The organism is Nostoc sp. NMS9 (genome assembly GCF_017114995.1).
Taxonomy (GTDB): Bacteria; Cyanobacteriota; Cyanobacteriia; order Cyanobacteriales; family Nostocaceae; genus Nostoc.
In genome coordinates this window covers 107,060-123,561 of the sequence record NZ_JABXKL010000054.1, presented here as the reverse complement: position 1 = coordinate 123,561, position 16,502 = coordinate 107,060, and the positions used below count along the sequence as shown (strand labels likewise).

Genomic DNA, 16,502 nt, shown 5'->3' with positions numbered 1-16,502 from the left:
TCCGCGCTTCCTAAATATTCTCGAATGGCTGGTACTTTATTTTTTCGCAAGTCCCTTATTTGGGAATACTTTTATAGGAGTGATAAAAAAGGCGATCGCACTAACACTTTCAATCCAAATGTACTACGTCACCTTAAAATCACTCTTATTTTACAAAAAAGACGTATCAATACTCACTAATCTACCAGGAGCAAGCAAGATGGCATTCACTGAAGATATTACCAAGCTATCTGAACAAGTGCGTAAGCGGGCTGATCAAGTTGTTGGCGAAGAATCTACTAAGATGGCACTGATTGTTCCTTTTTTGAGTGCTCTTGGCTACGATGTCTATGATCCTAGTGAAGTAATGCCGGAATACGTGGCAGATTTTGCTATTAAAAAAGCAGGGCAGTTTGAAAAAGTAGATTACGCTTTAGCTATTAACAATAATATAGTTATGCTCGTAGAGGCAAAAGCTCGTGGTCAAAAAGCTGAAGCACATGATGGGCAACTAAGCCGCTATTTTAATGGACTTTTGACAACAAAAGTAGCTATCGTCACTAATGGGGTTGAGTACCGTTTCTTTACAGACTTGCGTGATAAAAATGTTATGGACAAGGAGCCATTTTTTACTTTTAACATCCTGGAATATGATACCAAAGATATTGATAACCTCAAATTCTTTCACCGTGATAATTTTGAGGTTACAGCTATTACCAACCATGCTGAGGAAATGGTTTATGTAAAAGGCATGACTCAACTTCTAGGAAATCTTTTACGTTCTCCTTCTGAAGAATTTGTTCGCTTTTTAGTGACTGAACTTGGTACAGTTGCTCCTAGTTATGAAATTAAAGGTCGAATTACTGGTAAAATTATTGATAAATTCAAACCAATTGTTAAAAAGTCGATTCAGGGAAGTTTAGTAGAGTTAATGACTCGCTCACTTACTCCAGTAATAGATCAGCCTGTTGAACCTCCAATAGACATAGATAATGGAGAAGTGGATATACAACCAGATCCTCAAGAACCAAAAATAGTAACAACTGCTGAAGAGCTCGAAGCTTTTGAAAAAATTAAAGCAATTACGCAAACCTCAACGAGTTACAATTATCAACTTCAATACAAGGATACTGTTTCATACTTTGGTATCAATCTCGTTGGCAAAAGTACTTGGTGGTTTCTGCGGCTGTATCTATCTTCGCAGAAAAAAAGTTTTGTTACTCGGCTAAGTGTAGATGAAGTAAAATCTCTAGCTTCAAACTTTGAAGTGCAGGAAGTAACAGCTTCTCTGGGGGATGCCGCATCAAAAGTAATTATTTCCTCTGTCAGTGATTTAGATAAGCTGACATCACTGATTCTCAGATGTTACGAGGCAGAAGCAGCCAAGCATCAAACATTAACTCCAGACATAATCAGAATGGAAAAATCAGCTTAACTCAAGGTATTTATTACCAAACTACACCTAACTATCTCCGATTTTTGCCTAACAGTAAATTAGCGATCGCAGTACTAATTGCTTGACATATCGGTAATCATTGGCTTAGAAAAAGACAAAAAAGTGGCTCTGCAATCAGCAGAACCAGCAAAGCTTTCGCAAATCTGTTATGAGTTAACGAACTGCCCCTTGAGCAGAAACAGTATCAATCGGTTTCATCAGGTACAGCCGCAATAACTGCCAGCCGTTGGAGATGTAAAGCGGCAGTTTTTGGAAGAATTGCAGGAATTTGGGAGTGTTGGAGTTAGCGATCGCACCCAACTTCTCATTATTGCTTATACAAGTATCCAACCGCTGATAAAACTCTGGATTCTCTACATCCAGCATCAGCGGGAATACCCGACCTGCGTTTTCGTTGGTCTTCTGAATTACATGGATATCGTATTCTCGTGCATCCAATCCAAGGGTGGCATAAAAGTCCTTGCGTTGGATGTCATTGAGATACATAGTCGCAAACACCGACAACAGGAAGAACCGACTCCAGAGGCGTGCTTTCCAATCATTCAACATTTGCGGCTGAGATTTCATCACCGCATCAAAGAAATCGCCGTGACGGTTTTCATCCTGACACCAGTTCTCAAAGAACCGGAAGATTGGATAAACCCGGTCTTCGGGATGCGTTTCTAAATGGCGATAAATGGTAATGTAGCGCCAATAACCGATCTTCTCAGAAAGATAAGTAGCGTAGAAAATGAATTTCGGTTTAAAGAAGGTATAACTGCGACTCTTAGTCAAAAACCCTAAATCTAGGGACAGATTAAAGTCCGACAAAGCTTTGTTCAAAAAGCCAGCGTGACGTGCTTCATCCCGTGACATCAGGTTAAAACACTCTGCCAAAACAGGGCTTTTGCCTTTCAAGCGACGACCAAGTTCTTTATACAGCAAAAAGCCGGAAAACTCTGCCGTACAGGAACGTTCTAGAAATTCAACGAACAATCGGCGAGTTTCCCCGTCAATATGATCCCAGGATTGTTCAAACTCGGCATCCCGAACAAAGTGGTGGCGGTTGTAGTCAGTGCGGAACTCTTCAAGAATGGCTCTTAACTCATCTTCATTGACGGAGATATCCATCCGTGCCATTTCATCAAAATCGGTAGTATAAAACCGAGGTGTTAACAGGGTTTCTTTTGCCGGGACTTTAATCCCTGGCCGGATTTCTTCAAAGCCTGGTTTTTTGAGGGAATCTACCATGTCTTGATTTCTCTTTCGTCTTTATTATCTTAAGTAGACCTTTCGGGTGACGTTCCTACGTCTCTACCGCCACGGTAACGGCAGTTCCTCATGGGGGAAACCCGTTGGCGCTAGCCTCTCCCTTTAGGAAAAGACCGGACTGCCTCACCAGAAATGCTCTGGCAAACCGTAACAGCCCACAATAATCCAATTGTATAAAGTTCAGTCTACCAAGGTGCGGGTGAGAAATTTCTAAGCAAAACATTAAGAGTTGCAACAATCATTCAATATTTGCGGAATCAAAAATCGCGGATTGGTAGTCAAATAAATATAGTTCAGCAAGCAGCATTATCTCGTTCAAGTTGAATAGCACTCACCTCTTGATTCTCAAAGCACTACTATCTCAGTAATTTTCTGTGGTTGTTACTACAATAAATGTATTGGGTTCTATTAATACGTTAGGCAGCTTAAAATTAACAATTCATGAATAGCATAATTACTGAAAAACTCTAAGTATTTTGGTGATATTTTGTACTTTTATGAATAACTGGAGATTAGATAATGCCCACAACTTCAAATCAGAACAGTAGTGTTTATTACGAAAATTGCTAGAAAGCAACTGATGCAAGATGTAAATCTAGCTATTAGCACTTGGTATAAAAAACAGTCCGAAAAACCCATCTTAAACAACAAGAGTAAATCCAAAAGGTTGAAAACAAGATGAATCTTGAAAACAATCAGCAACAGAAAGACCGACTTCTTGTCTCTTATATCTTGTGTGCAGTCGGATTTATTGGGGTGGGAGGATTGCAGCGTTTCTACAATGGCAAGATCGGAACTGGTTTGTTATGGCTGTTGACTGGTGGTGTGTTTGGTATAGGGCAGTTTGTGGATTTGTTCTTTATCCCCAACATGGTTGACGAATACGAACACAACCTGAGATTAAAAGCGGGTGTCTCTCCCTTTGGTGTGCCGTTGAATCAAGTAGTGGTTGCTTCTCAAGTCCACCAACCAACAGGCAACCAAATCATGGTGAAACTGATTGAAGCGGCGGAAAGCAAGGGTGGTATTTTAACTGTCACTCAAGGCGTAAAGTTTACAGGAGCCAGCTTTGCTGAAGTAGAAGCTACTCTCAAAGAGATGTACAAATCAGGTTATGTAAAAATTGATAACGACCCCAATACTGGAGCCGTTACCTACCATTTCCACGAACTTTAATTGTTATTAGTCATTTGTCCTTAGTCATTTGTCCTTTGTTAAAGACCAATGACCAATGACCAATGACTAATTTCTACCTAACCACTTTTGACCATCCAAGCGCTGAACTAAGCCATATACCAATAAATCGAGGGTAGTTTTGCGTTCATCAATTAAGAATGACTCAAGAGTACTAGGTTTTTTGCCTTCATTACAAGAAAATCCCTTTTTTCCTTGAATATCTTCATCGGGGAAATACAGGTTAAACTGACGCTTACCAATTTCTGACCAACTGCCAATAATTTGCCAGCATTCTTCGGCGGATTCAAAGCCAGTGATTGGCATCTTCTGCTTGGCAAAAGACACCTGTAAATCTTGTACGCCTTTTTGAGCGATCGCTTTTTGTAAAGCTGGCAAGTAGTCTTGCTCAATGAACTCTACAAATGGCTTATCTTCAACAGCTGGAGCTTTTTCCTTTTTGGCGGCTTTAGCTGCGGCGGGTTTTTCTTCTGTTGCGTCAGCTGCGGGTTTTTCTCCTTTTGCGGCTTTAGCTGCGGCGGCGGGTTTTTCTTCCGTTGCGTCAGCTGCGGGTTTTTCTCCTTTTGCGGCTTTAGCTGCGGCGGCGGGTTTTTCTTCCGTTGCGTCAGCTGCGGGTTTTTCTCCTTTTGCGGCTTTAGCTGCGGCGGCGGGTTTTTCTCGCTTCGGTGGTACAGCAGCTGGTTTAGCAGCATTGGGATTATCTTCAGGGTTTGCAGCTTTTGGATCTGGCGCGTTGGCAGTAGGAATATCTGTCGCTTCGGGTGAGTCTGTACTAGGAGCGTGTTCTTCAGCCACACTGGGAGCTTGCTTGTCAACAGTGCTGGGAGCTACTTCTCCCGCTTGATTGTGATTGGTTGGGTCTGCCATTGCTCAGGTCAATCCTTTAATCTAGCTTTGGGAGCGATCGCTCACCTTGATGTATCGGGTATTTTTATTTTGACATACTACTACCCCAAGGCAAAAATAACTGTGCAGTTAGAAATAACGCAAAGGCTTAAGATATAAGCTTTCTTCGTTGATTCCTCTGTCCCTGAAATTTTGAATTTGCGGTTTTAGATTGTTCAATCCAAAATCTAAAATTCTCCTACCTTCTTCAAATCCCCTTGAATCCCATAGCAGTTTCTACCTGTTGCTGTGCTGGAGTAGAATTTACCTTGCCAGATGCAATGCTAGCAGTCTGACGCCTAGTACCAACTTGGCTTAAGAATATACCTACTAAAATTAAACTACCGCCAATATATTGAGGTCGGGTAGGGGCTTCACCCAAAATTAAATAGGCTGCTATAATTCCCACAATTGGGCCAAATGAACTAATTAGTGAAGCCGTAGATACAGTGGAAGTTTTCAAGCCTTTAACCCAAAAAGACTGGCCTAGCACCACAATCAACCCGCCATAGAGAAACATCCACTGCCACAAGAATGGTGAGAGGACATCAGCGAAATGATCCCTGCCATAGAAAACTAAAGCAATGAAGAAAAAGATTACAGTTCCAAGTGCAGTCCGAAAAATGCTATGGATTCCCAAAGGAATCTGCGAAAGGTGTTTCTTGCTAATAATCGTAGAAGCGGCTATAGCCACAGATGCGGCTGCGGCCAAAAGTTCCCCTATGCCTAAACCGAAACCTCCCATGTTCATCATGGTTTCTGTTGGAGGCTGAAGGATAATAGTTAGGATAACGCCAACAAAAGCTGCGATCGCACCAAGAAATTCCCAAATATTTACTCGTTCTCTCAATAACCAGACTGATAAAGCCAAAGTTAGAGGCGGTTCCAAGCGTCCCACCAAGATGACATTGTTCACCCCTGTAAGTGCCAGTGCCTGGAAAATTAAGCCAGGGGCTAACGCTCCTGATAAAATAGCTACTGCTGTTAGACTGACCCAATCCTTTCTTGAGAGTTGCTTCAAAGTAGCTTTGTTCCACTGCCGCCCATAGATTAGGATTAGAAGTATCAAAGCGCAAAGATTTCCCACAAATAAAACATTACACAAAGAAATCGGATTGCGATCACCGATAAAATGTTGAGCACCAATTTCTGTTAGTTTCCGAGTCACGGCGCTAGATGCTCCAAAAATTAGCATTGCTAGCCAAAGATATGTTTGTCCTGAAATTCTATGGATTTGGCGATGTGGTCTTTTGGATCTAGTCACAATAACATCACTGCAATGAAAGCATTGCTCATCATATTAAGTTATCCTCACGCACTTCAAAATAAGGTTTTGTTGAGAAAATACTTAAATTATCCTGTGACTTTGAGCAGCCATAATTACCTGAGAAAATGCTGAGAATTCACTAAATTTTCTTAAAGGATAAATTCATGAAAATAGTGGCTTAGTTTCAATAAGCTCTCACTGCCACCTGAGATGCTTGGGATGTTCAGGATAAAACAAAAAAGAGAAGTAATAAATGAAACTCGCACCCTTACTTACAAGTGTAGCTTTGGTTGGTTTTTTCACAGTTTGGGACGTACCATTAAAGGCGATCAATCCGTCATTAGTGCAGGCATCAGCAGCCGAAGAAATGTCTGTAGCACAAAAATTAGACTTGCTTACTAAGAGTAAGGGTCAAATTGGTAGTGGCGATCAACTACGTCGTTTCTTCTTTGGTGACTTGGAACCAATCGGTATCCAGGTAGGTGGTGCAGGTCATGTAGTTAACCTTTATAACAAAGCTAATGATGTCACATTCGCTTACTGTTCGCATTACGATGTGATTGTTGCCATTAAAAAAGGTAAGGTAACTAAATTTGAACCCAGCGAAGTGAAGTAATAATAAATCCACTTTCTAATTAATATTTTGCTGAAACTAGAGGAACAATTTGATTGCATCTAGGTTGCAATATATGAAGAAAAGCCCGGAGTAGCGGAAACGTCTCCGGCTTTATGCTGTGCATTTACGCTTTAGCAAAAGTCTGATTTAGTCCTCTTCAAAAAGTTATTAAGTTTCTAAAATACTCAGGTTAAAGGAAAACAGTAATATAGCGGTTCCTATTCAGATGCGGTACAACATTACATCACGAGTGTAGGGCACGGCACTGCCCATAGATGTCAACTTAACGTGAAAGCCAGCCTCTGGCTGGAAACGAGGTTTTAAAGGAGTTTCAGCTTAAGTTGACACCAATGGGTACTGCCGTGCCCCTACGGGTGTACCTCACGTAAACGAGAACCGCTATATATGAAAAACTATTTTTTATTTTGACATTTAGCTTTTATTTAATTATTTTCGCCCAAGGTATTTTGAAGTGAACAGGCTAAAAGCGATCGCCTGCGAAGATAAATTGTTTAATAGCTATTAAATCAGTCAACTTCTGCTTGTACTAATACCTTTGCCAAATGTATTAATTAACTGTGGTAGTTTATCTAGTAAAATTCTATTTCTTTGTGAAACTCTACAAAATCAGACTTGGCAAGACAAAAGGATTGAGTAAATTGCTCTATGCAACCTCAGAGGTAACCGGTAGCGGTTTCACAAGGAGAAAGCCTACTTCTATATTACTTTGCCCCAATATGCTTTTTTTGTTGAAACAATGGAAGAAGTATATCAGCGAGTGAAAACACTCAGCAACTACTAAACCTTAACCAAGATGTTATTAAACCTTAATATTAGTCAAATATAGTCTTGTTAAGATAACTCCAAATACAATTTACAACCTTAAGTTTTGACTTTTAATGGGCAAATTAAAGACACTTAACTCTCGGCTCATTGTAATCCAGTTTGGCAATAATGGGTTTCCAAAAAATGTCTGAAAGTGTAACTTGATGTAGTTTTGAGATTTCTACCCCCAACATCAAGTTCTCACATATCCTACTTTCAGAAATTAAGCAAATAGTAATTACAAAAATCTTGAGTTAAGTTGTCTTAGCTTGTTTACAGTCAAAAGTTTAGTAGTATTTCAGTTTTGCAAATTTCTCTGCTATATAAGCAAAGTCAGATAACGCAGACTAATCTTAAATCTCAACCTGGGAAGGTTAGCTTTGTTTATGTCGTACAAGCTTTTAGTCAGATAGCAATACGCTGTGTTTGGAGTGTTCTCAAAAGTTTTACAGTTTGAATAAGGGGAAAATTCTCATGGCTCTTTACGGCTATACCATTGGAGAGGATCGTGACGGCAACGCTAGTAATGGCAAGCAACTTGACGTTTACCGCTTTTTGATCCCTTCTGGACCTGGAGGTTCTATTACTCCTACAAAAGTAGGTACAGTCAATCTTCCAGCTACTGCTACTACCGCAGATCTAGAAGGTTTGGGAACTAACCCTCGTACCGGAAGGGTAGGTGCGGTTAACGAAGCACGCGCGACTGGTTCTACAACACCAATTGATCCAACTGTTACTGTCGTTAATAATGTAGATCAGCCTCTTGCTCCAGCCACGACCTCACCAACCCGTACACCATCTGACCTACGTCGTTTTGGATTTGAGTCAGGTGCTGACTTTAATAGTAGTGCTCTATACAACATTTCAGGGAATCCGAATCCCGCAAATGGGGTGCCAGTAGGAAGCTCTCTTTATAAAATTACTACAGCTACCCCTGGAACTCTTAGCCTTGTAGACACCTTTGGCCCAGCTACTACTGCTGCACAAAGACAAGGAACTCAACCTACCAATCCTGGTAAATTTGCCGATGGATTAGCTATCGACAATCTCAATCCTGGTAACACTCGCGCTCTTGCTAGCGATTTCAGGACTAATGATGGAGATGGGAACCAGCTTTACAAAGTCGATTTGCTCACTGGTCAGCTATCTGCACCGATTACTCTAAGAACTCCTTCAGGGCAAGCTTTGAATGTCAACGCAGATTCTGGATTGGCATTTACTAACAGCGGATCTCAAGGATTGTTCGCTTTGCTGGAAACTGGCGCTGTCTATCAGATCACAGGCTACCAAGATGAACTTGCTGCATCAGGTCTAGGTTTAGGTAGTGCTGGTGGTATTAATGGTGCTGGCTTTGCAACCGCCACCTTACTTGGTAACGTTAATTTACCAAATGCTTCGACTGGAGTCGTTGATTATGAAGGCTTTACGATTGTTAATGAATAACAGTCGTTAAGATACTCTTTCTTCAACTTTTGTAAAAAGTACTTTTGCAAGAGTTGAAGAATGGAGCTAAAGATAAAAAAGTTTTATTTGCCAAACTACCTGTACTTTTTGTCAAGACTAACTGGATTTTTATTTTGAAATTTATCAAAACAGAATACATACGTCAGTCGCCAGAATTCAGAATTGGGTGACGGAGTTTGTAGTAAGCACTCTAGTCCTTAAATAAGGGCTACCACCATTTAAAGTTCTATTTGATGAGCCATTAGAGCCTAAAGTTAACGTTTCTCTCAAAATTAATTTATTGTTGCCACTCGATAGACAAATATCTGTTCCTTCAATGACTTTCTTTAAAAATTTTGCCAACTTGTAACCATGTTGTTTTCTTTTTTGGTCAAAATTTGGAATATTATCTTTCAATATGTGGTAAATCTGATTCAGATAAATACCACCTTCTTTAAGCTGACTTAATTGCTCGATATTCTGCTTTAAATCCTGCAAAACTTTATTAGTTACTATTAAAATATCATCATTTAATAAACTTTCGCTAGTTACTTCATTAATTGAAATATCTTCTATTGTTACCTGGGGAGTAGGTATAGGTATAAAGCAATCGCAAACAGACTTGAGAATACGATTAATTTGTCCTTCATAAGCGCATCCAATTACAGTTTTTCCATATTCATGAAGCTTTTTAGCTAAAGCGGCAAATGCACCATCACCTGATACAATAACAAAAACTTGCAGCAGAGGACGACTTTGGGCTAATTCCATGATATCAATGGCTAGTTGCATATCTGCTGCATTCCGTTTGTGACTATAATCAAAAATTTGAATTGCTTCGATGCCAAGTTCTTGAATCTCATTCTTGAGTGGTCTTAATCGAGAATCACTCCAGTCAGCATAAGCGCATTGGATAGCTATTTTATTAACTAGGGTAGTGTTTTCCAGATTTGTTTGAATTTCTTTTAGAGAAAAATTCAAGTTTGGGTTGTTTCTACCCATTGTTAAGTTTTCAATATCATAAAAAATAGCTGTATTGAACTGCCCAGTTTTAGGTAAAATGTTAGCTGTAGTAAACTGCTCTACACGACTCTGACGTTGGTTTAACTCTTTCAAATCAGCTATTAAAGATGTTATTTCTATCCTTGATTCAGAATTACCTTCTTTCTGTTTTAACTCTGTAATTGTTGTTTTTAAGTCATTAGCTTGCAGCTTTGCTTGTTGTAACTCTTCTTGTAATTGCTCAGTTAATCTATTGATTTGAGTCTGGGTTTGGATAGTCTGCTCCCGAATTTCCCCAATGGTTCTGGAAAGAATTTGCTGGCGTTGCTGATAAGCTATTACCAAAGCTTGCTGGACGACATCCCATTCTTGGGGGAAAGCCTCACGGGTACACACTTGCAAAACTGTTTCATAACCTGCGATAGCAATTTCCAAATTACTCGCAATGTTCCCTTGTTCAAACTCTTGAATAATGGTACTCAGTTTGATAATGACTCTAGCTAAATTAATAGCAATGGCAGGTTCTTTAGCAAAGCGATCGCTTACCCATTTTCGCAACTTTAAAGCTAAATTCTCGTTGAGTTTGCTTAAGTTATGTTGCAGAATTGGATATACTTCCTGATTTTGATAAGTTGCTCTTAATAAATCAACTAGGAAATTTTGCTCCTGGTTAGCAGCTTCGTTTGGCATAGCTAAATCCCTGACAATACATCTTTTAGGTTAGTATTCCCAAGTTTTCATGCTATTTAACAATTATATTGGCGTAATCCAATAAGTAATACCTCGAATAGTTTGTTTTTTAAAACCAAACAAAGGTAAATCGTCTTCAGATAGACCTACATAAGTCCAATGTGGAACATCGTTTTCTACAGTTTGAAACCAACCATTTTGATTAAGAGCTTTTCTCTGTTCTTTACTGGCTACATGTAAATCAATTGCTAATCCCCAGAGATGTTGTGAAGTTCCAGGAGGTGCAACTAAACCAAGAATTTTTGTTTCTTTACCTTGTTGAACTTTTGCTAAAACTTGATTGTTAGCATACTTGTGCCAAAATCTTAAATTTGTGTTGAAAGTGCGAGTACAATCACCAGAACCATAACCAGATTTTAGCGGAATTTGTTGTTGAACCCGCGCTTTATTTAAAGCATCAGCCGCCGATTTTTGTAAATAACAGTCATTAGTGCCATCAACATGACCCATTGTTAAAGTAGCTTGAAACTCTTGGGTTTCTTGTTCATTAGCAAAGATATCTTTTTGCGGCAATTTAATCCCAATATCTGGATTTACGAAGACTGCACCATAGCTTCGTAGCAAAGTATATTCATAAGTACCAGACTGGGGAATTGTGGGTAATTTTCTAGCGATCGCAGATAAAAAACGCTGTTGAGGATTTAATTTGGGATCGGGAACAAATGGTTCTGATGTTGTATTTTTAGAGGTATCTATACAAGGTAATGAATTATTAATCAAGCATTCTTGTAATGGTTGAGCAGTTATCGCAACTTTGTGGTGGGTAATCTCATTGCTAGCTACTAATACAAAAATCATCAATATAACGATACTGATGAAACTTGTCTTTCTAATAAATCTATTAATATTTTTTTGATTTCTGAGGGTGAGTTTCATTTTAAATAATTACTTAATGCTTCAACAATAAAATTAAGAAGATTTTGAAAAATATCTATTATTGATGACTTAAAATTACAGATAATTTATCGTTGTTGAACTAGAGTTGTTATCCAAGTTAGAGAAAATATCTAATACATACTAGTTGTAAGTTAATTTGGGGTGGCTAACGATATGAACAATAGCTACGCTCGACAAACCGGAATGTTGTCACAAATTTTAAAAAGATGATGTTTTTCAATTACTACTAAAGTTAAAAAATGGAACCTTGCCTTTAATTGAGTATTAGTAAGTTTGATAACTTTTTTATCAGAAAGTTACCTCCATGAAACCACTGGAACAGTTAAAATTGAAAAGAACTCTAAGCTTGCCGATCCTGTAAGTATGACCATGCACAATTCCGTTGAATTCCAAGACGCTTTTGATGTCATAGTCGTCGGTGCAGGTCACTCCGGTTGCGAAGCAGCTCTCGCCTCTGCACGCCTCGGTTGTCGTACCCTGCTATTGACGCTCAACTTGGATAAAATAGCTTGGCAACCTTGTAACCCAGCAGTAGGTGGCCCAGCCAAATCTCAGTTGACTCATGAGGTAGATGCACTCGGCGGGGAAATTGGTAAAGTAGCAGACCGCACCTACCTGCAAAAACGCATCCTCAACTCTTCACGGGGGCCTGCTGTTTGGGCATTACGCGCCCAGACTGATAAGCGCGAATATGCAGCGGTGATGAAAAATATTGTTGAGAACCAAGAAAACTTGACAATCCGCGAAAGTATGGCAACAGATTTGGTGCTGGGTGCTAACGGTGAAGTCATCGGCGTTGAAACTTATTTTGGTGTCGGGTTCCAATGTAAAGCAGTCATTTTGACAACCGGCACCTTCCTGGGAGGTAAAATTTGGATTGGTAACAAATCAATGCCAGCCGGACGTGCTGGGGAATTTGCGGCTGAAGGATTGACACAAACCCTAAATCGCCTGGGATTTGAAACCGGAAGACTTAAAACTGGAACTCCAGCACGGGTAGACAAGCGATCAGTGGATTATAGTAAAATGCTCATCCAGCCAGGTGATGAAGATGTACGCTGGTTCAGTTTTGACCCGGATGTGTGGGTAGAACGGGAACAGATGCCTTGTTATATCACCCGCACAACCGCCGAAACCCATCGCTTAATTCAGGAAAATTTACACCTGTCCCCAGTTTATGGCGGTTGGGTGGAAGCCAAAGGACCGCGCTATTGTCCCAGTATTGAAGATAAGATTGTGCGCTTTGCTGATAAGGAAAGCCATCAAATCTTTATTGAACCGGAAGGAAGGGATATACCCGAACTGTATATCCAAGGGTTTTCTACAGGGTTGCCAGAAAATTTGCAACTGCAAATGTTGCGGACTCTCCCTGGTTTGGAAAAATGTGTAATGCTGCGTCCCGCTTATGCAGTGGAATATGACTATTTACCAGCAACTCAGTGTTACCCCACACTAATGACCAAAAAGATTGCGGGGCTGTTTTGTGCTGGGCAGATTAACGGCACCACAGGTTATGAAGAAGCTGCTGCTCAAGGGCTGGTGGCAGGAATTAACGCAGCTCGATTTGTTCGCTCTCAAGAAATGATTGTGTTTGCCCGCGAGCAAAGTTACATTGGGACGCTAGTTGATGACCTGTGTACAAAAGACCTGCGAGAACCTTACCGGATGCTCACCAGTAGGTCAGAATACCGATTGCTATTGCGTTCTGACAATGCCGACCAACGCCTGACACCCTTGGGACGGGAGATTGGTTTAATTGACGATCGCCGCTGGGATATGTTTACCAAAAAACAGGATAATATTACCACAGAAAAACAAAGATTGCAAGGCACACGAGTTAAAGAACATGATGAAATTGGAATAGCGATCGCATCTGATACCCAACAAGCAATTAAAGGTTCAATTACCCTCAATGACTTATTGCGCCGTCCGGGATTCCATTACGTTGAACTCGACAGGTTCGGACTGGGAAACCCCAACCTCAACCGGGCCGAGAAAGAAGGTGCAGAAATTGACATCAAGTATTCTGGCTATCTCGCTAGGCAACAAAGTCAGATTGACCAAATTGCCCGCCAAGCGCACCGCCAGTTACCTGGGGATTTAGACTACACAACAATTGATACTCTTTCCAAAGAGGCACGGGAAAAGCTGACTCACGTAAAACCACTCACTCTTGGTCAAGCTGCACGTATAGGTGGTGTAAACCCAGCGGATATTAACGCCTTATTATTATATCTAGAATTGCGTAGAACCAAGAGCCAGTCAGAGTTCCCAGCGTTAGCTTAACACAAGCTTGATAAAGACTGAGTATAGTAGTAGGGAGAGAGGTTGGTATGATAGATGACATAAAGATTAGTAGTGGCATCATCAACAATCCCCAGATGAAAGTTGAGTTTCATATCAACACTCAATCAACTTATTTCAATCAGATGGGGGATTGGATGTTTCATTATTCAGGAGGCAAAAGGCAGGAGTAACCCACACGCAACTGCATAGGATTGGGGCAAGACCGGAGACGGAGTGCTCCACTCTTTGTATCTCGCTCGACATGTCTCAATACAATTCTTCTTTTTAAACCGGGTAATCACCCAAAGCCGAAGTTTTTATTTATACTTCTTTCCTCCAGCAAGAACTGCCCCTACCTGCTGCCTCCTCTTATAATCCTAATTTCCAGGCAGTAGGGGTGGCGTTTCCTCGTCCAAGCAACAACCCAGAACGTCTATGTTACAAGAAGCCAGCACCCGTCTCATAGTACCAGAACCATCAGAAGACTTAATCACCAACGAGCCTTGGTCGATAGAAAACTATGCTGATGGCCTAATGGATGAACTCTTTGCCGATATCGACTACATTCTGGATGCTAGTGGTAATCTGCCTTCTCAAACTGTTAGGCAGAGTAGTCAGAACAAATCAAGCCACTCTGTTGCTGGAGTTTCCGCCCAAGCTCAACGCCAATCGCCTCCAGAATACGTGCCTCTGCAAACAGTTACGATACCACAGATTATCTTACCAAACACCTTGAATCAACCAGTACAGTCGGTTGCTCAAGATAATCACAAGAAATTGAGTACCGTTGTATTTGACACCGCCACCGTTAAACCATTTAGTAGAAAGCGTCAGAAAACTAGTCCGGTTTTGGGCAAACTGCTGATTGTAGGAACAACTTTAGGCGTGGCGATCGCTAGTATGATCTACTTGGTGCAGTCTGGAGTCGTATATCTTTTAAATACCAAATTGCCTGAATCAGCGCTTCTATTGCCGCAATCGCAGTCACGGTTGCCCGTAAAAACAGAAATAGAGGCAGAGTTAGTTGACTATATGCTCCAAGCACTGGCTGTTATAGATAAGCAAGGAGCAAAAAGCAATCAAAAATCTTTCAATCCAGGATTTTCTAGTCAGGCAAACACTAACCAAATAGCCCTTGGTCGTCAGCAAGCAACTGGTAATCTACCAGCACTTCCACTCCTAGCTAATAATACACCACCAGCCCCCAATCGTTCTGGAAGCGTTGTTGAGCGCATCTATGTCCCCGTTTATCAAGCGCCATCACCAATGCGCTACGCCCTTCCAGCGATTCCGGGGACTCCCACACTTTTACCACAAGTTGCCAGTGCGTTACGGGCATCTCAACCTAATGTTGTGAAAACTGCCCTGAATACAGTGCGACAAGCTGCCAAGCCTGTAACTGTCAACATGATGGCTGCGGCTTTGCAAGCAGAACTCAAACCTGTAGCTGGCCGAACTGCACCCATTACCGTACGCCAAACACCCAAACCTCTGCCTGCATTACCAGTAGTTCCATTGCGTGCTGCACTCGCACCAGAGTCAGAACCAACTATTACCCAGGAACAAGTATATCCGCCAACTGCGATCGCAGCAGCTCCGAGTAATACCTTAGAGGGATTGCTAGAGTTGGGCAACAAATCTGCCGCTTTGTTTAAAATCGATGGCGTGACTCGCCGCATCAATATGGGTGAAAGTATCGGCTCAAGCGGTTGGACACTAGTAGATGTCAGTAATGGCGAAGCAGTTATCCGACGTAATGGCGAAGTGCGATCGATTTATGCAGGACAGAAACTATAAATTTTTTAACTCACTGCCTGGTTGAAGAGAGTTTAAAGATTAAACTCATCTATCACTATTATATAGTACTGCGACCAGCAATAATTGATTGAAATAATTTGATCGCGTCAAATAGTCCTCTGTCTTTGTCTGCATTGTTAGGATTGCCTGCTGATATGTAGTCTAACTAATGCGATCGCGCCTTAAATAAATAGTTTTAATATTATCAGCTTTATTGATAGCAAGATCGCTTTTACCTCCAGCAGACTCTAGTAATTATTGAGCGAGGATTACTTTTTTGAGAATTTGCCGATTGATTTCGGTAACTTTGATACTTTCAATGCCAACTTGTGTAAATACTGTTGCTAAATTTTTATGAAAATAAGTTTCGACTAAATCATCTAGTAATGATATAGTTTTGTCCTTTTAAAAAGTCTTTGTATAACCCTTCACCCAATAATGGTTTTTCTCAAAACAGACATCTAAAATTAGGTCACTCCCTGGCTTAATATCAAATTTCATTGAGTTTATCTCCTTTTCTAGCTTGAGAGTTACGCATTCGCTTACTACACTGTATTAACCCAAATGCGTAGGCGTAGTTAGTCATAGGCATCGCTCTGCTGATGATAAAAAGTAAATATTTACTGTAAATAGCTGGAAATTTTGTCTAATTATCTCATAAAGTAGTGAAATACCACAACCTTTAATCAAAATAAGCAGAAAATCAGTTCTATGGTGAAGATTTGGAAGACAGTATTGAATTTCCCTACCTAAAGATGGTTCACAGAAATAAATTTCAATGTTAAAACTATAATTTATGTTTCCAAATAGTTCCACTACGGTAACTATTTGGAAACATACATTTTCCATGTATC

12 protein-coding genes are annotated in these 16,502 nt (G+C 40.5%); 7 read left to right on the top strand and 5 right to left on the bottom strand.

Going from position 1 to position 16,502, the window contains the following annotated elements:
- Together HWQ40_RS17025 and HWQ40_RS17020 are read left to right on the top strand one after the other, a co-directional pair.
- A partial coding sequence (locus HWQ40_RS17025; RefSeq protein WP_292779770.1) for a hypothetical protein occupies positions 1 to 180 on the top strand: 180 nt, incomplete at its 5' end.
- A 19-nt stretch (positions 181 to 199) separates the two neighbouring features.
- Positions 200 to 1,414: a type I restriction endonuclease gene (locus HWQ40_RS17020; protein ID WP_292779768.1), complete on the top strand. Its 1,215-nt coding sequence runs from the start codon at positions 200 to 202 to the stop codon at positions 1,412 to 1,414.
- Positions 1,415 to 1,588: 174 nt separating this feature from the next.
- Here the strand turns inward: HWQ40_RS17020 and acsF are convergent, their stop codons facing one another.
- On the bottom strand, positions 1,589 to 2,665 hold the full coding sequence (acsF, locus tag HWQ40_RS17015) for a magnesium-protoporphyrin IX monomethyl ester (oxidative) cyclase (protein WP_292779766.1): 1,077 nt from the start codon (positions 2,663 to 2,665) through the stop codon (positions 1,589 to 1,591).
- A gap of 699 nt (positions 2,666 to 3,364) precedes the next feature.
- On the opposite strand from acsF, the gene HWQ40_RS17010 reads away from it, so the two are divergent.
- Complete coding sequence (locus HWQ40_RS17010; RefSeq protein WP_292779764.1) at positions 3,365 to 3,862, top strand: NINE protein; 498 nt, start codon at positions 3,365 to 3,367, stop codon at positions 3,860 to 3,862.
- 66 nt (positions 3,863 to 3,928) lie between these two features.
- Here HWQ40_RS17010 and HWQ40_RS17005 read toward each other — a convergent pair whose 3' ends face one another.
- Both HWQ40_RS17005 and HWQ40_RS17000 read right to left on the bottom strand, forming a co-directional pair.
- Positions 3,929 to 4,747: a DUF2996 domain-containing protein gene (locus HWQ40_RS17005; protein WP_292779762.1), complete on the bottom strand. Its 819-nt coding sequence runs from the start codon at positions 4,745 to 4,747 to the stop codon at positions 3,929 to 3,931.
- A gap of 226 nt (positions 4,748 to 4,973) precedes the next feature.
- Positions 4,974 to 6,029 (bottom strand): DMT family transporter, encoded by a 1,056-nt coding sequence (locus HWQ40_RS17000; protein WP_292779760.1) that lies wholly within the window; start codon positions 6,027 to 6,029, stop codon positions 4,974 to 4,976.
- A gap of 256 nt (positions 6,030 to 6,285) precedes the next feature.
- On the opposite strand from HWQ40_RS17000, the gene HWQ40_RS16995 reads away from it, so the two are divergent.
- Positions 6,286 to 6,648 (top strand): hypothetical protein, encoded by a 363-nt coding sequence (locus HWQ40_RS16995; protein ID WP_104906199.1) that lies wholly within the window; start codon positions 6,286 to 6,288, stop codon positions 6,646 to 6,648.
- Between the two features lie 1,299 nt (positions 6,649 to 7,947).
- Positions 7,948 to 8,916: a water stress protein WSP1 gene (locus HWQ40_RS16990; protein WP_292779756.1), complete on the top strand. Its 969-nt coding sequence runs from the start codon at positions 7,948 to 7,950 to the stop codon at positions 8,914 to 8,916.
- A gap of 177 nt (positions 8,917 to 9,093) precedes the next feature.
- Here HWQ40_RS16990 and HWQ40_RS16985 read toward each other — a convergent pair whose 3' ends face one another.
- Both HWQ40_RS16985 and HWQ40_RS16980 read right to left on the bottom strand, forming a co-directional pair.
- The gene (locus HWQ40_RS16985) at positions 9,094 to 10,608 is read right to left on the bottom strand and encodes an NYN domain-containing protein (protein ID WP_292779755.1); all 1,515 of its coding nucleotides are present in this window, start codon (positions 10,606 to 10,608) and stop codon (positions 9,094 to 9,096) included.
- 63 nt (positions 10,609 to 10,671) lie between these two features.
- Positions 10,672 to 11,544, bottom strand: coding sequence for a D-alanyl-D-alanine carboxypeptidase family protein (locus HWQ40_RS16980; RefSeq protein WP_292779753.1), 873 nt, complete (start codon positions 11,542 to 11,544; stop codon positions 10,672 to 10,674).
- Between the two features lie 384 nt (positions 11,545 to 11,928).
- On the opposite strand from HWQ40_RS16980, the gene mnmG reads away from it, so the two are divergent.
- Together mnmG and HWQ40_RS16970 are read left to right on the top strand one after the other, a co-directional pair.
- Complete coding sequence (gene mnmG, locus HWQ40_RS16975) at positions 11,929 to 13,851, top strand: tRNA uridine-5-carboxymethylaminomethyl(34) synthesis enzyme MnmG (protein WP_292779779.1); 1,923 nt, start codon at positions 11,929 to 11,931, stop codon at positions 13,849 to 13,851.
- Between the two features lie 435 nt (positions 13,852 to 14,286).
- A complete protein-coding gene (locus HWQ40_RS16970) occupies positions 14,287 to 15,648 on the top strand; it encodes a hypothetical protein (protein WP_292779751.1) in 1,362 nt (453 codons plus the stop codon).
- The last annotated feature ends 854 nt before the right edge of the window (positions 15,649 to 16,502 follow it).